Consider the following 18,911-nt stretch of genomic DNA (forward strand, 5'->3'; position numbering starts at 1 on the left):
GCTCTCGAACTACACCCACTCGACGAACTGCACGATGATGCCGTTCGGATCCTCGATCTGGAAGTAGCGCTCGCCCCAGGGTTCGGTCTCCGGTTCGGTCACCACCTGTGCGCCCGCGTCGCGCACTGCGCGGAAAATACCGTCGACGTCGTCGACCACGAATGCGAGGAGTAGCCCGTCTCCCGCGCTCCCCGCACGATGGGCGGGTTTGAAGGTTTCCAGGCCGGTCTTGAGAAAGATGACGTTCGGTGTCCCCGTCGGCGCATCGTCCGGGGCGGCCAGCGAGATAAAGCCGTCTGCCTGCATGGCGACGGTGTATCCGACGTGGCGGGATAGAAACTCGGCCGACGCCTGTGGGTCGGGCACGTTGAGGGAAATCGCGGTGGCTGTGATGGGCATGTGAGCCTTTCTCGTATGGGGTACGAGATCTAGTATCCGTATAGTGTACGAAAAGTCAAGGAACGGGAGATGCACTGGTGAGCACCATCGAACTGCTCTGGCGCAAGGTGGTGCCGTTGCCTGCGCGGCAGGGGAGGCCGCCGCGGTTCACGGCGGACGCGGTCGTGGACTCGGCCATCGCGGTCGCCGACCGGATCGGGTCGAGATTCACCCTGCGCGACGTCGCGCAGGAGCTGGGAGCGCCGGTGATGTCGCTGTACTCCTACGTCGACAATCGTGAGCAGCTCGTCGAGCTCATGGTCGACCAGTGTCGTGCCGACATGACGCATTCGGTGCTGACCGGAACGTGGCAGTCGCGCCTGCGGCAGGTCGCAGCCGACAACCTGAGCCTGTTCGACCGCCACCCGTGGATGGTCGACGTCGAGTCCGAACGCGCGATTCTCGGACCGGGAACCCTCGGCAAATACGAGCGTGAACTCGGCGCCGTCGAGTCTCTCGAGCTCAGCGACGCGGCGAAAGATGCTGCGCTGCAACTGGTGCTGAACTTCGTTCGTGCGTCGGCTCGTTCGCTGCATCACGCGATTGCGGAGCGGCGAGAAGAGACCCCCGAGCAGTGGTGGGAGCGGGAGGGCGCGCAGCTCGCGAAACTCGGTGTCGAGGAACGCTATCCGCTGGCATCCCGTATCGGTACGGCCGCTGGACAAGCGACCGGGGCGGCCGAGAACGCCGGCGCCGCCCGCGACTTCGGATTGTCGGCGCTGCTTCTCGGCATCGAGGCGATGGAGTCCTCGGGGGTGTGAACGCAGCGAGGAGGCCGCGAGCGCGACAAACTTGCGTACACAATCCGGTCGTCAGCGAGAGGCCACGACAATAATTGTCGCGGCGCCCCGCTGACGTCACAGTTGTGTACGTACCCAGGGGCAACGTGTTCGTGTGTCGGCGCGACGATGAGTTTTCCCGGTCACCGCGGTCAGTCTCTGTGACCGGACTTCTTCTCGGTTGAATTCGGCCCGACTTCCTCGGCCCAACTTCAAGGACAGGAGCACTGAATGTCTGCAGGACTCCCACCCGTCGTCGACGTAGATACCTGGCGTCGCGAACTCGACGAGCTGCGCGCCCGTGAGAAGGCCGCAACTCGTGAACTCGATGCGATTGCGGCGCAACGTCGTCGAATGCCGATGGTCGAGGTCACCGATCACACGCTCACCGGTCCGGGCGGCCCGATCGCGCTCTCGGACATCTTCGACGGTCGCTCACAGTTGATCGTCTACAACCACATGTGGACAGACGGAGCCGCGTTGCAGTGTGGCGGTTGCACCGGGTACACGTCGCAGTTCACCCGGCTCGACTTCCTGGACAACTACGACGCGCGTTTCGTGATCGTCACCAACGGACCGATCGGCGAGGCGCTGGACTACAAGCGGCGGGTCGGCAACCGGATGGACTGGTACTCGGCGGCGGGCACGACCTTCGGCACCGAGGTCGACGCGGCACCCGGCGAGGGCTTCGCCATCAACGTCTTCCTCCGCGACGGGCAACGGGTCTTCCGTACCTGGCACACCGCCGGCCGCGGCACCGAGCAACTCGGTCATAGCTTCTCGCTCCTCGACATCCTGCCGTGGGGCAGGCAGGAGGAGTGGCAGGACGTGCCCGACGGCTGGCCGCAGCGTCCGACGTACTCGGGGTGGGCGAGCTCGGCCGACATCGCACGCTTGTACGGAGAGGCGTAGGCCCAGGGCCCTGGGCCCGGCGTCGCAGAATGAACGCTCCCGAACGTGCAGGTCAACGCTCACAGGAAGCTGCCAGCTCGTCTCCAGACTGATGGCAGAATGCTGCGAGAAGGTGTATCTGTGAACGAGATGGGTCAGGGAACACACCAGTTGATCAGCAGGGGCGCCGGAACTGGGCCGCGAGTGCTCGTCGTCGACGACGAGACCAATATCCGTGAGCTGCTCTCGGTGTCGTTGAAGTTTCAGGGATACGACGTCGAGGTCGCCGCTGGCGGCCCCGAGGCCATCGACAGGTGCCGAACCTACAAGCCCGATGTGCTCATCCTCGACGTGATGATGCCCGGCATGGACGGATTCGGGCTGCTGCGCAGGTTGCGCGCCGACGGCGTCGACGCACCCGCGCTGTTCCTATCTGCCCGCGACAGCGTCGAGGACAAGATCAACGGCTTGACGGTCGGCGGCGACGACTACGTCACCAAGCCGTTCAGCCTCGAAGAAGTCGTCGCGCGCTTGCAGGTGTTGTTGCGCCGCAGCGGATTCGACGCGCAGGCCAAAGAGGCGTCGCGGGTCACCTTCGCCGACATCGAACTCGACGACGAGACCCACGAGGTCTGGAAGGCGGGCAAGCTGGTCTCGCTGTCGCCGACGGAGTTCACGTTGCTCCGCTACTTCATGGTGAACGCGGGCACGGTGCTGTCGAAGCCTCGTATCCTCGACCATGTGTGGAACTACGACTTCGGCGGCGAGGTGAACGTCGTCGAATCGTATGTCTCGTACCTGCGTCGCAAACTCGACTTCGGCGAGAAGCCACTCATCCACACGCTGCGCGGCGTCGGATATGTGATGCGAGAGCCGCGTACCTGATGGTGGCAACGCAGCCGCACTCTGCAGCGGCACGGTCTGCTCCGCAGAGCGCCGAGTCTGCGGGCGGACTATCTGGCGCAGTCGCCAGTCGTGCGAAACGCGGTGTACCACTGCGTATCTCGCTGGTTGCGCTGACGGTTCTGCTGATGGCCGTCGGCCTTCTGGTGTCCGGGATTGCCGTGACGTCGGCGATGAAGAGTGACCTGATGTCGCGCACGGACGCGGGTCTCGTTTCGGCGGTCGACACCTGGGCCAAGCCCCGCATCCACGTCAGCGACTCGCCCGGCCCACCGCCGGGGCCTCGCAGGCCGCCGTCGCCGTACTTCGTGGAGAACACCCTGTCCAACGGGACGGTGATCTCCAGCAATGACTTCGACGACGAGCCCGCCACCTCCGCTCTGCCCCAGGGCGATGACGGCCCGGTGACGGTGAATTCCGCGGACGGCAACGGGCCGCAGTGGCGGGTGATCAAGCGGTCGAGTCCCGAGGGGCAGTCGATCGTCGCGATCCCGCTGACGGATGTGAACAAGACCATCTCGCGTCTGCAGTGGCTCGAGTTCGGGATCGGTGCGGCGATCGTTCTCGTGATCGGGGTGCTGAGCTATCTACTCGTCCGCTCCTCGCTGCGCCCGTTGCGCCGCGTCGAGGAGACCGCGCACGCGATCGCGGCGGGCAACCTCAACATGCGCGTACCGCCTGCCGCGCCGAACACCGAGGTCGGCAGCCTGTCGTCGTCGCTGAACACCATGCTCGGCCAGATTCAGCACGCGTTCGCCAAAACCGCCGCATCCGAGCAGCAGGCCAGGGCGTCCGAAGAGCAGGCGCGCGCATCCGAGGAGAAGATGCGACGTTTCGTCGCCGACGCCTCCCACGAACTTCGTACGCCGTTGACCTCGATCAAGGGGTTCGCCGAGTTGTCGCGCAGCGGCGCGCTCCCCGACACCGGCGACGCACTTCGACGCATCGACGACGAGGCGGGCCGAATGGCTCTGCTCGTCGAGGATCTGCTGGTGCTCGCGCGTCTCGACGCGCACCGGCCGCTGAACTCCGAGCCCGTCGACGTGTTGTCGCTGGCCGCCGACGCCGTGCAGGCGGCGCGCGTCGCGGCACCCGAGCGGAGCATCCGGCTCGAGATCGGCGAGTCCGACGAGCCGCCGATGGTCCTGGGCGACTCACCACGCCTCATGCAGGTGATCCGCAACCTGGTGAACAACGCGGTGGTGCACACCCCGAAGGATGCGTCGATCACCGTCGGAGTCGCCGTCGACCGCGCAGGCACCCACGGCAACGGTGCGCCCGTCGACGACGTGGTGATCACCGTTGCCGACACCGGTCAGGGCCTCGAAGCCGGCGAACTCGAGCACGTCTTCGAGCGGTTCTACCGCGGCGATTCGTCGCGCTACCGCGGCGAAGGCGGCGGCAGCGGACTGGGCCTCTCGATCGTGGCGGCACTCGTCGGGGCTCACGGCGGCCGCGTCGGGGTCGAGTCGACACCCGGCCAGGGCGCGTGCTTCTGGGTGCGCCTACCCCGGCTCGCGGCCTGAGCTGCGCGTCGACCGTGCGCTCGAGACTGTCGACCGTGCGCTCGGGACCGTCGACTGGGCGCTCGGGACCGTCGACTGTGCGTCAGACCAGCCGGTGCAGCCGCGCGAACTCGGCGAGGTCGTCGCGGAATGTGTCGAGCGTTGCGAGCGTGTACATCCCGTCGATCTGGCGGTCGGCCCATAGTTGGTGGATGCGGCGGAGGTCGGACTGCCTCGACTTCCAGCCGATTCCGTCGATGACCGCCAGGACCACCTGGCGCGGAAGCCGGACCTCGGCCATCTCCTCGATCTCGCGCACGGCGTCGGTCAGCTTGCTGCCGGTTGAGTCGAAACCCTTTGCGGCGACGACGATGTCGGCAGCTCCCTCGTGTCCGACGATGAGATCGGCGGGGGCATCGCGCCCGCCTCGTCCGGAGAATCGGGAGCGGGTCACGTAGGGGAGTCCGAGATCGCGGGCGATGGCCTCGATCTCGTCTTCGATGTGTCGCCCCGACGCTCCCGCGCGGGTGGCCGTTGCGCGCGTTCCCGATCGCGCCACGAGGATGTCGGCAAACGTGTACGTCCGTGCCATCTGTACTCGCAGCATCCGGACCAGGTCGAACTCCCGGTCCATCCAACTGACCAGCTCGTATGGCTGTGTGCGCGCAACCTTTTGCCACGACGACGTCCCGAACTCGTGCCGCAGGTTGTTGCGCAACTTCTCTTGCGAGAGGCCGACGGCCAGCCGCAGAATGCTGTCCTCGTCGGCGTGATCGCGCGCCCAGACGGCGAGCCCAGTGAGGTCGGTGTCGAGTACCTCGGTCAGTGTCTCGACGGCGTCGACGATTTTTTCCGCATCGGGGGTCGACGCTGTCGGGTCGACGTGTGCGGTCAGCCGGCCCAGCGTCGACAGATAGTCGTCGAACTCTCCCGCGTCACTCATCGTCGTCGATCCCTGTGTGTCTCAAAGATGTTGTATTTCAACGATGTTCAGTCTCGGCCGATGAACAGGTACTCGCTCACGTCGCGACGGGTCGCGGCGGCGTGGGTGCCGAAGCTGTACTTGTGGTCGATCGCGATGACCTCGACCGACGGCTTGACCTTGCCAAGCAGGTCAACGATGCGGTCCGCGCCGGGCAGGGCGTTCGACGAATAGGACAGCACGATCGCGCCCGCGTCCTCGAAGTGCTCGAACGTGCGGACCAGGGCGTCGTCGATGGTCCGTTTGTAGGCGAACGGGGTGAACCGCTTCGGCAGCTTCTTGGTCTTGGTGTTCTCCATGATGCTCATGCCCTCCCAGTAGACCGAGAGGCCCTCGAGGAAGTGGTAGCGCTTGATGTAGTCGTTGTCGTCGGTGGGCGGTGCGTAGGGAGGATCGAGATAGACGAGGTCGGGAGCGGCGTCGAACAGCGGTGTGACGTCGAGGTCGAAGACGTCATCGCAACTGCTGCGATGCTTGCGGCCGTTGCTGAAGACAGTCGAGTTGTATTCCGACGCCGCGCGCAGCCGGAAGTGATCGCGTAGCGACATGCGCAGATCGCGCCGGCCGTCGGCGTAGCGGGTGGCGTCGGTGAACGTGAAGACGCCGCGTGGCTGCTTACGTGCTGCCGAGAGGACGAGGGCGGAGATGGCAAGGTCGCGGCGGTACCCACGCAGCCGCGCGATGTGTGACCACGCGGAATCGAGGAAGGCGCGGTCGGCGGCGTCGAAGTAGAGGCCGTCGAACGTGCTGCGGATGAAGTCGCGGTCGTCGAGGGGTGGGCCGCAGATCTCGTCGATCAACTCGGGCTCGAGACGCACCGAAGAATTGGCGACCGTCGCGCGGGCGATGATGCTCGGAAAGTTCAGAAAGTCGTTGCTCGCAACGGAGAACCCCTGCGCCTTGAGCAGATACGACACGACCCCCGACCCGGAGAACGCGTCGACCGCGGTGGTTCCGCCGATCTCGGCGAACGTCCGCTCGAGGTGGGGGAGGAGCCGGTACTTGGAGCCCATGTACCGCAACCGGGGGAAGCGCTGGGCGCGTGCCACCACCTCTGCGGAACCGACCGGCCGCGTCCCGGACGGCGTTACGGACTGCGTCGGGGGCGCGGCGTCGGTGAACTCTCGACGACTCACAGGAAAAGAATGTCACGGCCCACCGACAAGATCGCAGGCAACACGACTCGATCGCCGACAACGTCGCCGGGATTGCCCACAACACCCGCAGTATTGCCGCCCGACCGCCATAGAATGTCCTCATGGCATCGGTATTCACCAAGATCATCAACGGAGAACTGCCCGGTCGATTCGTGTGGAAGGACGGCCAGGCGGTCGCATTCCTCACCATCGAGCCGGTGACCGAGGGCCACGTCCTGGTCGTGCCGCGCAAGGAGGTCGATCACTGGGAGCAGATGGACACGGCATCGTTCACCCATCTCGCCGACGTCGCGCAGCAGGTCGGCCGTGCCGTCAAAGCCGCGTTCGACGCTCCGCGCATGGGTCTGCTCATCGCCGGACTCGAGATACCGCACGTGCACCTGCACGTCTTCCCCGCCAAGAGCATGGAGACGTTCGACCTCAGCAAGGCCCGCAAAGACATCACGCCTGAGGAACTCGACGCCGACGCCGAGAAGATCCGCGCCGCGCTCCGGGCAACCGGGTACGGCGAGTACGTCGCAGACTGAGCGTCGCGCCGCACAGTCGACGCGCTGGAGCGCCCAGTCGGCAGTCTCGAGCGCACAGTCGACAATCTGCAGTGCCCAGTCGTCGAGCGGCCCGGGCGGTCAGACGCTCCGGTGAATCAGCAGCGGCATCACCGCGGTGGCGCCTGCCTCGCGCAGTGCGGCGGCGGCGAGTGTGATCGCCCACCCCGACCGCGACTCGTCGACGACGAGCAGCACGTTCTGACCCGCGACCTCCGGGGGCGGCTCGCCCAGATGGTCGCGCCAATACGCGGCCTCGACGGCGCCGGGTGCGTCGCGATCGGGCGGGTTGCCCTGCCGCACCGGTAGATGTCCGCCCGGCCGCTTGCCGACGACGCGTAAGTGTTCGGCGAGCTGATCGGCCAGGTTGGTGCCGGTCAGGCGCAGCGACATGATGATGTCGGGGCGCACGCCCGACTGCCGCACCCACGACGACAGTGTCGCCACCGCAGCATCGCCGAGGTCGGCAAGCGCCTGCTGATCGTCGGCGCGAGCGGCACTGAGGAGGTCGGTCCACTCCGGGGCGTCGGCGTGTGCCAGCACTCTTCCCGGTTCGGCGGCGAGGTCGGCGGCGATGCGGCCGCGGCGCCCGAAATCGCCGCCCGGCCACATCTTTCGTGGTTCGAGAATCTGCGCGGAACGTCGAAGGTTGCCGGTGATCGTGCGTACGACGGCGGGATCGACGTCGGCGGTCAGCGGTGCGGTCAGAGCTCCCGTGCACACCGAACAACGCCCGCACGGCTGCGCCTGCGGATCGTCGAGCGATTCGGTGAGCAACTGCATCAGGCATTGACGGCCTGCGATGTAGCTGCGCATGATGTCGGCTTCGCGGCGCCGCACCGCGACGACCCCGTCATAGTGGGCGGCGTCGAACGTCCACGGCGTACCCGTCGCCGACCATCCGTCCGGCCCACGTTCGGTGGCCCCGTCGACCGCAAGCTGCTTGAGCATCAACTCGATTCGACCTCGACGCTGCCCGGTCGCCGCCTCCAGCGCGGGCACCGACATCGGCTCGTCGGCCTCGCGCAATGCCGAGAGCACCGACTCCATCTTCACCGGATCAGGGATGGTGGCGGTCGCGAAGTAGTCCCACACCGAGTTGTCGGTGGCCGACGCCAACAGCATCACGACGGCGTCGTCGAGTGCGCGGCCCGCACGCCCGACCTGCTGGTAGTACGACACCGGCGACGGCGGCGATCCGACGTGTACCACAAACCCGAGATCTGGCTTGTCATAACCCATTCCGAGCGCAGACGTCGCAACGAGCGCCTTGACCTCGTTGCGCAGCAGGGCATCTTCGAGATGGTGCCTGCGGTCTGCGTCGAGCTGCCCGGTGTACGCCTCGACGGCCAGCGAATCGCCGTGTATCGCGCGAATCGCGTCGACGAGGCGTTCGGCGTCGGCGACGGTGAGCACGTACACGATGCCTGATCCGGGGAGTTCTGGCAGGTGCTGTGCGACCCATCCGTACCGTCCGATCGGCGACAGCCCGTCGATCACGTTCAGGTGCAACGACTTTCGAGCAAGTGGACCGCGCAGCACCAAGGTCTCGGACTGCTCGCCGCCTGCGCTGAGTTGCGCGGCGACGTCGTCGGTGACCCGACTGTTCGCCGTGGCCGTGGTTGCGAGAACAGGAGTCTGGGGATTGAGCGACTGCAGGACGTCGGAGACCCGGCGGTAGTCGGGCCGAAAATCGTGACCCCAATCGGAGATCGCGTGCGCCTCGTCGATGACGAGCAGGCCCAGCTCGCCCGACAACGCGTCGAGCACGCGCCTGCCGAATCCCGGATTCGCGAGACGTTCTGGGGAGACGAGCAGGACGTCGAGTTCGCCGGAACGCAACGACGTCTCGATTGCCGACCAGTCGTCGACGTTCGACGAATTGAGCGTCGCCGCCCGCAGTCCGGCACGCTCGGCTGCCGACACCTGATCGCGCATCAGCGACAACAGCGGCGACACGATCAACGTCGGACCCCGCCGATGAGACCGCAGGATCGCCGTCGCAGTCCAGTACACCGCCGACTTTCCCCACCCCGTCGCCTGCACCACGAGCACTCTCGGCCCGCTCGCCTCGCTCCCCGAACTCCCCACCAGCCCCGCCACCGCGCTGAGCTGGTCGTCGCGCAGGCGCGCGCCGTCGCCCGCGAGGCTGGTGATCACCGCGTCGGCGACCGCCTGATCGTCGTCGGACAGTCCTACCGGTGTTGCCGTCATGCCCGCCAATCTAGTGATGGCCACCGACGATGACCTTTTCGCAGGCCAGACGCTCACAGGAAGCTGGCAGGTTCGACGCAGAGTTGCTGCAGTTTGGCACCCGAATCTGTACTCATGACGACAGAAGCCCTCCCGCAGGCCGCGGCACCCGTGACGATCGTCGCCGACACATCGGTCACCGCTCCGGTAGTCGACATCGTCGTACCGGTCTACAACGAAGAGACCGACATCGCCTTGTGCCTGCGCCGCCTCCACGACCACCTGCGGACACACGTCCCGTTCACCGCGCGCATCACCGTTGCCGACAACGCGAGCACCGACGCCACCGTCGCGATCGCCGCGGAACTCGCGGGCGAACTCGGCGACATCCGGGTGGTGCACCTCGACGAGAAGGGCCGCGGCCGGGCACTCAAGGCGGTGTGGACGCGCAGCGACGCACGGATCGTCGCCTACTGCGACGTTGATCTGTCCACCGACCTCAACGCGCTGATGCCGCTCATCGCTCCGTTGGAGTCCGGGCACTCCGACATCGCGATCGGCTCCCGACTGTCCCGCGGCTCACGGGTGGTACGCGGCACCAAGCGCGAATTCATCTCGCGCTCATACAATCTCATTCTTCGTACGACGATGCGCGCCAAGTTTTCCGACGCCCAGTGCGGCTTCAAGGCGATGCGCACCGACATCGCCCGTCAGGTGTTGCCCTACGTCGAGGACACGGGCTGGTTCTTCGACACCGAACTACTCGTCCTCGGTGAGCGCATCGGGCTGCGGATCGCCGAGATCCCGGTCGATTGGGTCGACGATCCGAACAGCACCGTCGACATCGTGTCCACGGCGGTCGACGACCTCAAGGGCTGCGCCCGGGTGGGCTACGCGCTGGCGCGTGGTCGGCTGCCCATCGTCGAGCTGCGTTCGACGGTCGGTCGTGAACGCGCGGCCGGTCCCGACATCGCAGGTGTTCCGCCGGGCATGGTCGGCCAGCTCGTCCGATTCTGCGTCGTCGGGGTGGCGTCGACGGCCGCGTATGCGGTGCTTTATCTGCTCCTGCACTCGATCCTCGGTGCGCAGGTCTCCAACTTTGTGGCACTCGCCGTGACCGCGGTGCTCAACACCGCAGCCAACCGCAAGTTCAGCTTCGGCGTGCATGGTCGCGAGGATGCTCTCAAACACCAGCTCTTCGGATTCGGCGTCTTCCTGTTCGGGTGGGCGGTCACCGCGGGGGCACTCGCGGGACTGCACGCGTACGCGCCGGAAGCGTCGAAGCATGTCGAACTCGTCGTGCTGATCGTCGCCAATCTGGTCGCGACGGCGACTCGCTTCGTCGGATTGCGGTGGGTGTTCCGCGCCCATCTGCGACGCACCGCCGAGGCAGCGGAATGACGTTCCACAGCATTCACGAGGCCAGCCACACTGCTGCCAGCCGCCCTACCGAGCAAGAATCGAGACGATGACCACCACAGCAGAATCGGCGACGGCCCCGGATTCCCGGGGCCGCGCGCCTGTCGACACCACGGCCGGTTCGACGGCACGCACGACGCTCTGGGAGCGCGGATCGCTTGCCGCACTATTGATCGCGACGACGATGATCAACCTCTGGAACCTCTCGGCGAACGGGTGGGCCAACTCGTTCTACTCCGCGGCGATCCAGGCGGGGTCGCAGTCGTGGAAGGCATGGTTCTTCGGGTCGTCGGACATGGCGAACTCGATCACCGTCGACAAACCGCCTGCGTCGCTGTGGATTCCGGCGCTGTCGGTGCGGATCTTCGGGCTCAACTCGTGGGCGATCCTGGTGCCCAACGCCTTGATGGGCGTGGCGTCGGTGGCGTTGCTCTACTGGATGACCCGCAGGTACTTCGGCCACTGGGCGGGCATCCTCGCCGGTGCGACGTTGGCGCTCACCCCGGTCGCCGCAATGATGTTCCGCTTCAACAATCCCGAGGCGCTGCTCATCCTGTTGATGGTCGCCGCGGTCTGGGCGTGTCTGAAAGCCGTTGAGACAGGGCGGCTTCGGTGGATGATCCTGGTCGGCGTGTTCGTCGGGTTCGGCTTCCTCACCAAGCAGCTGCAGGTGATGCTGATCGTGCCGGGACTCGCGATCACCTACTTCGCATTCGGTCCGGGCGGGTGGGGCCGACGCCTCGCGCACTGCTTCGCCGCGCTCGGAGCGATGATCGTCAGCGCGGGTTGGTGGCTGCTGGCCGTCGCGCTGTGGCCGGCGTCGTCGCGACCGTGGATCGGTGGATCACAGAACAACTCCGTGATGGAACTGACGTTGGGCTACAACGGTTTCGGCCGCCTCAGTGGCAACGAGACCGGCAGCGTCGGGCCGGGCATGGGTCGCGGTTCCTACGGTGGTTCGGCAGCGGGGCCCGGCGGAATGGGTGCCGATTTCGCGGGACCGGGCGCGCCCGGTGGCCGCGGCGGCATGTGGGGACAACCCGGACTGCTGCGAATGTTCCAACCCGAGCAGGGGGGTCAGATCGCCTGGCTGATCCCGTCGGCACTGGTGCTCGGTATCGCCGCGCTGATCATCATCGGTCGGGCCAAGCGCACCGACACACGACGTGCCTACCTCGTCGTGTGGGGGCTGTGGCTGCTCGTGACGATGGCCGTGTTCAGCTTCATGGCGGGCATCTTCCACAGCTACTACACCGCTGCCCTCGCGCCGGCCGTCGCCGCCGTGCTCGCCGGTGGTGCCGCGGTGGCCTGGCGTGCGCGCGACAAGGTGTGGGTCCGGTGTGTGCTCGCCGCTGCGGTGTGGATCGCGGCGATCTGGGGCTTCGCGCTGCTCGCGCGGTCGTCGGACTTTGTGCCGTGGCTGCGCTACGTGGTGCTGTTCCTCGGGATCGTCGGGGGTGCTGCAATGTTGTTCGCGCAGCGCGCCTACGTCGGTGCGCTCGCGATCGCGATGTCGGTGATCGCCGCACTCGCAGGCCCGTTCGCGTACACCGTCGACACCATCACCACGGCCAAGCAGGGGTCGATCATCAGTGCGGGACCGCGCGTCGAGGGCGGATTCGGTCCCGGAATGCGGGGCGGACCGGGCGGAATGCGCGGCGGCGGAGCCGGATTCGGCGGACAGCGTGGAGGCGGCCAGGGCGGATTCGGCGGCCAGGGCATGGGCGGCCAGGGCGGATTCGGCGGCCCGGGTATGGGCGGCCAGGGCCAAGGCCAAGGCCAAGGCCAAGGTCAAGGTATGGGTATGGGCATGCCGCCCGGCATGGCCGCGGGCGCCGGGTACGCGGGAATGCGTGGCGGAATGGGCGGTCCCGGTGGCGGTCTGCTGATGGGGTCGAAGCCCAGCGCCGAGATGCTCGCGCTGTTGAAGTCCGACGCCGAGAAGTACACCTGGGTTGCCGCGGCGGTCGGCTCGAACACCGCGTCGGGCTACCAGCTCGAATCGGGCTACTCGGTGATGCCGATCGGCGGGTTCAACGGCACCGATCCCTCGCCGACGCTCGCACAGTTCCAGAAGCTGGTGGAGCAGAAGAAGATCCACTACTTCATCGGCGGCGGTGGATTCGGCGGTGGCGGATTCGGTGGCGGTTCGGACAGCAGCCGGCCGTCGAGTCAGATCACTGCGTGGGTGGAGCAGAACTTCACCGCCAAGACGGTCGATGGTGTGACCACCTACGACCTGACAGCTCCGAAGTAGTCGCCCGGCGTCGGCGTCGGGACCTCGACAGTCGGGAGCTAATCGACAACCACCTGTTGCGATCGGTCCGGTCTCGCTTGAGTGTCCTGACGTCGACGTCCTCCGACGTTAAGGTTCTGATCGTGGCATTGACGATCGGACATCGACTGAGTCGGATGACGGGCAGAGACCCGCACGAGGAACGACGCTCGGCGACCAACCTCGAGTTGTTCTTCGACCTCGTCTTCGTGGTCATCTTCTCGGTAGCAGGCACGCAGGTGGCCCACTACCTCGCTGAAGGTCACTGGCGTACCGCCTTCTTCGGATACGTGCTGTGCACCTTCGCCGCGATCTGGGCGTGGATCAACTTCAGTTGGTTCGCCTCGGCATTCGACACCGACGACTGGTTCTTCCGCGTCATGGTGCTGGTGCAGATGGTCGGTGTCGCGATCCTCGCGTTGGGAATCGCGCCGGTGTTCACCTCGATCGAGAACAACGAGCACGTCGACATCCGCGTTGTCGTGATCGGGTACGTGGTCATGCGGCTGGGGTTGGTCACGCAGTGGCTGCGGGCGGCGTCGCAGAGTCCGCGTTACCGCAAGACCTGCCTGACCTATGCCTTGATGATCTTCATCGCGCAGGTCCTCTGGGTGATCGTTGCGATCGTCGATCTGTCGCTGTGGCCGACGATCATCGCGATCGCGGCGTGCGCGTTCGTCGAATACCTCGGGCCGTACGTGGCGGAGACGCGCTTCACTTCGACGCCGTGGCACCCACATCACATCGCCGAGCGTTATTCGGCGCTGACCATCGTCACTCTCGGCGAGGGTGTCGTCGGCACCGTCGCGATCTTGCAGGCGGTGGTCGAGGAGGAGGGCTGGACGACCGAGTCTGCGGTCTTCGGACTCTCCGCGATGGTCATGATCTTCGCGATGTGGTGGATCTATTTCACCGTCCCGGTTGGCGACGCGCTGCATCTGAACCCGGGCAAGTGCTTCCAGTGGGGCTACGGGCACACCGTGATCTTCATGTCGGCCGCGGCAACCGGAGCGGGCCTCGAGGTGGCAGCGCTGTGGACCGAGCACGAAGCGAAGATCAGCGCGGGCGCCGTCGTGGCATGCGTCGCGGTGCCGCTGGGCATCTACTGCCTCTCTGTTCTCGGCATGTACGACTATCTGGTGAGATTCGACCCGGTCTCGCTGCTGTGCGCGATCGGGGCCGCTGTCCTACTCGTCGCCGGGGTGTGGATGGCGTTCGCCGGGGTGTCGCTGACGATCTCCGTCGTGGTGGTCGCGTTGGCGCCGGTGTTCATCGTGATCGTCGACGAGGCGTTCCGCGTACCGCGGCGCGCGCAAGCGCTCGTCGACATGGGACTCGACGCAGTGGTGTCGTGACATCGCGCTTGATCGCAAGAACCTTCGATGATCACATGTTCTTAAACTGGGCAATGCTGGCGTAATAGTGACGTCATGACAGAGTCATGACTAAATGTCAGAGTCATGACATGACAACTCCTGAACAGTCTAAAGACCTTCGCGCCAAGTATCGTTTACAGACTGCTCACGCAATCGTCGAGGCCTACGTAAGCCTCGTTGAAGAGCGGGAAACCGACGCAGTGTCGATGGCGGATGTCGCAGCCCGGGCTGGTACTTCTGAGCGCACAGTTCACAGGCACTATCCGACTCGCGTGGATCTGTACGCCGCCGCGGGCGAATACATCAATTCCGAGGTCTTCGGGTTGATCGAGATGTCCTCGCTGCGCGACCTACCGGATGTCTACGCGCGCGTCGTCGAGCTCTACGAGCGCCGACCAAGGCTGGCGATGCTGATGGCGCGGTCGGCAACGTTTCAGCCCTTGCGGACAGGTTTCCGAGCCGCCTTGCATACGCGCTTGGAGCAGCTGTTTGATGCCGAGTACCCCGAGGCGGACTCCGCTATCCGTCGAAGAGCTATCGCCGGCCTGTCGTATCTCGACAGCGTTACGGCATGGGCAGCTCTACGCCAAGAATCGGGCCTCGACGGCTTCGAGGTCGCCGAAACCGTCGGATGGCTGATGAAACTCGTCCTCAATGATGTGGACCGGGACCTGTGATCTTCGGAACCGAACCCAATACTTCAACGAGGAAACTATGAACGATCAGAGAAAAGCACGGCGGGCCGCTATCGGAGCATTTGCGGGCACGACGATCGAATACTATGACTTCGTCATCTATGGGACAGCTGCTGCAGCGGTGTTCGGTTCCGTCTTCTTTCCCGAAGGAAATGATCTCGCAGCAACAGCAGCAGCGCTGGCCACCTTTGCGGTTGCATTTGTAGCACGTCCGATCGGCGGGATGATCTTTGGGGCGCTGGGAGACCGCGCAGGTCGAAAAACGACTCTTGTGGCAACCGTGTCGATCATGGGTGTTTCGACGTTTCTCATAGGCTGCCTACCAGGGTATGCGGTAATCGGGGCCACAGCTCCGGTGCTGCTAGTGGTGCTGCGATTCCTGCAGGGTATCGCGCTGGGAGGAGAATGGGGTTCGGCAACTTTGATGGCGGTGGAACATGCGCCCGCTCATCGTCGTGGCCTGTACGGGACTTTCGTCCAATTGGGATCGCCGGCAGGATCGATGATCGCTTCGTTGCTGTTTTTTGCTCTGTCGGCGACCAACGCTGGCCTTCAAGAGCTCTGGCGTATTCCCTTTTTATTCGCTGGTGTGCTGACCGTCGTCGCTCTGGTCATTAGGCTACGGGTGGGCGAGACGCCGGAGTTCACCAAAGTGCGCGATGCCGGAGAAGTTTCTAAGCAGCCACTGGTGGCGATTTTCAGAGAGGGCAGAGTTCGTGAGGTTGGTCTGGCTACCGGCGCTCTTCTGTTAGGATTCGGCGGATTTCAGATCACCTCTGTGTTCTTGGTACTTGTATATGCCCGCCAGGTCGGGTTCAGTCAACCCCAGACTCTGCTTGCGTCAGTAATACTGAGCGCTGCGAGTGTGTGCACGTTCTCGCTGTATGGCAAGCTTGGTGATCGATTTGGGATTCTCTCGATATCCATAGTGGGATGTCTGTATACCATCGTCATGGCATTCCCGATGTTCGCCATGGTCCATAGCGGCAATCTTGCGCTCTACCTTCTCGCCGTTCCGATTTGCTACGCGGGGGCTAACGCGGTATTCGCGCTCAACTCGTCGCTGGCGGCAAGCAGATTTCCGCGCGAGATCCGAGCGACTGGCATTTCGGTGAGTTCCACACTTGCCGCGTTGTTGGGCGGTGCGTTCGCGCCGTTGATCAGTACTCAACTCCTCCGAGCGACAGGCGGTTCTTACTGGCCGATTGTACTTTTCCTGATCGCACAGGCGACGATCAGCCTGGCCTGTATGACGGTCATGCTCATGCAGGCGAGGCGTGTTGGAGAAACCAAAACGCCGGCGTCGGTGCAGGCGGTCGCAGCATGACGCACCGGCCAAACTCGTCCGACGTTGATGCTGGTGCGTCAGGGTCAGGACCAGCCGTGCTGACCGATGATGAGTGGGCTAGCGTGCTTCCGAAGTTTGAGCTACACACGCACCTCGAGGGGACAGTCCGCCCTGAGGATTCGATAGCGATGGCAAAGCGAAATGGTATCGATCTGCCATTCGAGTCGGTAGACGACATGCGCGCCGCGCAGGACTACGGCGAACCCGCACTCCAGAATTTTCTGGCTTACCATTACGCCGTTTTCTCGGCGATTAGGCGTGTCGAGGATGTTGAACTCATTGCGCGGCGCTACGTCGAGCGGTGTGCCGAGAACAACATCAGGCACGTCGAAGTGCACGTGTGCTTACAGGACTATGTCGACCACGGAATCGATCTCGACGAGCTGCTCGATACGCTCCATGAGTCTGCGCTCTCCGCGACCCGCATGGGGGTGGACGTCGCGTACATCTACGGCATCAATAGGAGCCTCAGCGTCGCATCCGCCATCGCCGTCCTCAAGGTCATTGATCGTCACCCAGGTTCCGTTGTGGGTGTAGGTAGTTGTTCGGAAGAGACAGGGCATCCGCCGGTTATGTTCGCGGAGTTCTTCGCCGCGGCTCGCGACCGAGGATTGCGCCTGACGGCGCACTGTGACTGCGATCAACTGAACTCCGTCGAACACATTCGGCAATGTGTCCAAGAGATCGGGGTCGAGCGAATCGACCACGGCGTGAATATTCTCGATGCTCCCGAGTCCTTGTTAACCGAAGCGCGTGACCGCAATATTCATTTCACCGTTGTTCCCACTTGGCGGCCCTCGGACCCTGGCCCGCGAAGGATCGAACGGCTCATTGACATGCACGATAGGGGTTTGTCTGTCAGCGTCAATACAGACGATCCTGAGGAGTTCGCGAGTGGACATCTCAGCAAGCTGATCGCTGGCTTGCTGAATGACGGACGCATTACAAGAGAGCGCATGATCGCAATCATGCGAGATACCGTCAGGGCGAGCTGGGCCAGTGTGCAGGTCAAGGAAGACGCGTTAGCGGAACTGCAGGTGGTCGAAGATGCAAGCGCGAGCGACATTGTGGTGTCGTGACATCGCTGCGCCGCGTCGACGCCGCCCCACCTGTGCTGCTTCGCGCGCACCCCAACCACTAGAGTCGTGGGCGTGCGCGTACTAGTCATCGGCTCGGGCGGCCGTGAACACGCCCTGCTCATCGGCCTGTCCCGCGATCCGTCGGTCACCGAACTGCACGTCGCGCCCGGTAACGCGGGGACTGCGTCGATCGCCACCAATCACGCCGTCGACGTCGTGTCGGCCGACGGTGTGGTGGCACTGGCGCGTCAGCTCGACGCTGATCTCGTTGTCATCGGCCCCGAGGTGCCGCTGGTTCTCGGTGTGGCCGACGTGCTGCGCGACGCCGGGTTCGCGACGTTCGGACCCGGAGCGCAGGCGGCACAGATCGAGGGATCGAAGGCCTTCGCCAAAGATGTCATGGCAGCGGCCGGTGTCCGCACCGCGCACAGCGAGGTCGTCGACAACCCTGCCAAACTCGACGCCGCGCTCGATCGTTTCGGCCCGACCTGGGTGGTCAAGGACGACGGCTTGGCCGCGGGCAAGGGCGTCGTCGTGACCACCGACCGCGCGGCCGCACGGAGTCACGCGGCGGAGTGTCTCGAGATCGGCCATCCGGTCCTGCTCGAAAGCTTTCTCGACGGACCAGAGGTCTCGCTGTTCTGCCTGGTCGACGGCGAGACCGTCGTACCGCTGATCCCCGCGCAAGACCACAAGCGGGTCGGCGACAACGACACCGGACCGAACACCGGCGGCATGGGTGCCTACACGCCGCTGCCGTGGCTACCCGACGAGGTGACCAGCCAGATCGTCGACGATGTGGTCAAACCTGTTGCCGCAGAGCTGGTTCGACGTGGCACGCCGTTTTCCGGGCTGCTCTATGCCGGACTCGCGATCGGCAAGGACGGGCCGTCCGTCGTCGAATTCAATTGTCGGTTCGGTGATCCCGAGACGCAGGCGGTGCTCGCGCTGCTGAAATCGCCTCTGGGACAAGCGCTCAACGCGACGGCAACCGGCACCCTGGCCGACCTGCCCCCACTGGAGTGGGAAGACGGCGCGGCGGTCATCGTGGTTGTCGCAGCGGAGAACTACCCGGGCAAGCCGCGCACGGGCGACGCGATTACCGGCGCAACCGGCGAGGGCGTGCTGCACGCCGGAACAGCAGTCGACGCGTCCGGTGCCGTGGTGTCGTCGGGAGGTCGGGTACTCGGAGTGCTCGGTGTAGGTGCCGACCTCGCCGAGGCGCGCGCTCAGGCGTACGAGCGGATCGACGCGATCAAACTGCCGGGCTCGCATCACCGCACCGACATCGGCAAGGCCGCGCTCGACGGCGAGATCAGTATCTGA

16 protein-coding genes are annotated in these 18,911 nt (G+C 65.0%); 12 read left to right on the forward strand and 4 right to left on the reverse strand.

Features of this window, described 5'->3' with window-relative positions:
* Positions 1 to 9: 9 nt before the first annotated feature.
* The gene (locus RND64_RS03420; protein ID WP_049697660.1) at positions 10 to 399 is read right to left on the reverse strand and encodes a VOC family protein; all 390 of its coding nucleotides are present in this window, start codon (positions 397 to 399) and stop codon (positions 10 to 12) included.
* A gap of 77 nt (positions 400 to 476) precedes the next feature.
* Here RND64_RS03420 and RND64_RS03425 point away from each other — a divergent pair, with 77 nt between their 5' ends.
* The 4 genes from RND64_RS03425 (at position 477) to RND64_RS03440 (ending at position 4,537) form a co-directional block, all read left to right on the forward strand.
* Positions 477 to 1,199, forward strand: coding sequence for a TetR/AcrR family transcriptional regulator (locus RND64_RS03425; protein WP_049697661.1), 723 nt, complete (start codon positions 477 to 479; stop codon positions 1,197 to 1,199).
* Positions 1,200 to 1,448: 249 nt separating this feature from the next.
* The gene (locus RND64_RS03430) at positions 1,449 to 2,129 is read left to right on the forward strand and encodes a DUF899 family protein (protein WP_049697662.1); all 681 of its coding nucleotides are present in this window, start codon (positions 1,449 to 1,451) and stop codon (positions 2,127 to 2,129) included.
* A 102-nt stretch (positions 2,130 to 2,231) separates the two neighbouring features.
* Positions 2,232 to 2,993: a response regulator transcription factor gene (locus RND64_RS03435; RefSeq protein ID WP_414652014.1), complete on the forward strand. Its 762-nt coding sequence runs from the start codon at positions 2,232 to 2,234 to the stop codon at positions 2,991 to 2,993.
* Entirely contained in the window at positions 2,993 to 4,537 is a 1,545-nt protein-coding gene (locus RND64_RS03440) for a sensor histidine kinase (RefSeq protein WP_049697663.1), read from the forward strand. Before RND64_RS03435 ends, RND64_RS03440 begins: the two co-directional genes overlap by 1 nt.
* A gap of 82 nt (positions 4,538 to 4,619) precedes the next feature.
* On the opposite strand, the gene RND64_RS03445 is transcribed toward RND64_RS03440, so the two are convergent.
* Together RND64_RS03445 and RND64_RS03450 are read right to left on the reverse strand one after the other, a co-directional pair.
* Positions 4,620 to 5,459 carry a hypothetical protein gene (locus RND64_RS03445; protein ID WP_005207421.1) on the reverse strand — a complete coding sequence of 280 codons (840 nt, stop codon included), beginning with the start codon at positions 5,457 to 5,459 and terminating at the stop codon, positions 4,620 to 4,622.
* A gap of 47 nt (positions 5,460 to 5,506) precedes the next feature.
* On the reverse strand, positions 5,507 to 6,634 hold the full coding sequence (locus RND64_RS03450) for a DNA adenine methylase (RefSeq protein WP_235434287.1): 1,128 nt from the start codon (positions 6,632 to 6,634) through the stop codon (positions 5,507 to 5,509).
* Positions 6,635 to 6,756: 122 nt separating this feature from the next.
* Here RND64_RS03450 and RND64_RS03455 point away from each other — a divergent pair, with 122 nt between their 5' ends.
* Positions 6,757 to 7,182 carry an HIT family protein gene (locus tag RND64_RS03455; protein ID WP_005207423.1) on the forward strand — a complete coding sequence of 142 codons (426 nt, stop codon included), beginning with the start codon at positions 6,757 to 6,759 and terminating at the stop codon, positions 7,180 to 7,182.
* Between the two features lie 99 nt (positions 7,183 to 7,281).
* Here RND64_RS03455 and RND64_RS03460 read toward each other — a convergent pair whose 3' ends face one another.
* A complete protein-coding gene (locus tag RND64_RS03460) occupies positions 7,282 to 9,414 on the reverse strand; it encodes a RecQ family ATP-dependent DNA helicase (RefSeq protein ID WP_049697664.1) in 2,133 nt (710 codons plus the stop codon).
* 114 nt (positions 9,415 to 9,528) lie between these two features.
* Here RND64_RS03460 and RND64_RS03465 point away from each other — a divergent pair, with 114 nt between their 5' ends.
* The 7 genes from RND64_RS03465 to purD all read left to right on the forward strand — a co-directional run bounded on the left by RND64_RS03465 (position 9,529) and on the right by purD (position 18,911).
* A complete protein-coding gene (locus tag RND64_RS03465) occupies positions 9,529 to 10,794 on the forward strand; it encodes a bifunctional glycosyltransferase family 2/GtrA family protein (RefSeq protein ID WP_049698028.1) in 1,266 nt (421 codons plus the stop codon).
* A 67-nt stretch (positions 10,795 to 10,861) separates the two neighbouring features.
* A complete protein-coding gene (locus RND64_RS03470) occupies positions 10,862 to 13,069 on the forward strand; it encodes an ArnT family glycosyltransferase (protein ID WP_049697665.1) in 2,208 nt (735 codons plus the stop codon).
* A gap of 155 nt (positions 13,070 to 13,224) precedes the next feature.
* Complete coding sequence (locus tag RND64_RS03475) at positions 13,225 to 14,442, forward strand: low temperature requirement protein A (RefSeq protein ID WP_049698029.1); 1,218 nt, start codon at positions 13,225 to 13,227, stop codon at positions 14,440 to 14,442.
* Positions 14,443 to 14,552: 110 nt separating this feature from the next.
* Entirely contained in the window at positions 14,553 to 15,140 is a 588-nt protein-coding gene (locus RND64_RS03480) for a TetR/AcrR family transcriptional regulator (protein ID WP_049697666.1), read from the forward strand.
* A gap of 37 nt (positions 15,141 to 15,177) precedes the next feature.
* Entirely contained in the window at positions 15,178 to 16,485 is a 1,308-nt protein-coding gene (locus RND64_RS03485) for an MFS transporter (RefSeq protein ID WP_160318037.1), read from the forward strand.
* Between the two features lie 56 nt (positions 16,486 to 16,541).
* Entirely contained in the window at positions 16,542 to 17,585 is a 1,044-nt protein-coding gene (locus RND64_RS03490; protein ID WP_049697668.1) for an adenosine deaminase family protein, read from the forward strand.
* A gap of 72 nt (positions 17,586 to 17,657) precedes the next feature.
* Positions 17,658 to 18,911 (forward strand): phosphoribosylamine--glycine ligase, encoded by a 1,254-nt coding sequence (gene purD / locus RND64_RS03495; protein ID WP_200903207.1) that lies wholly within the window; start codon positions 17,658 to 17,660, stop codon positions 18,909 to 18,911.

Source organism: Gordonia sp. w5E2 (assembly GCF_036540975.1).
In the GTDB taxonomy this organism is placed as follows: domain Bacteria; phylum Actinomycetota; class Actinomycetes; order Mycobacteriales; family Mycobacteriaceae; genus Gordonia; species Gordonia jacobaea.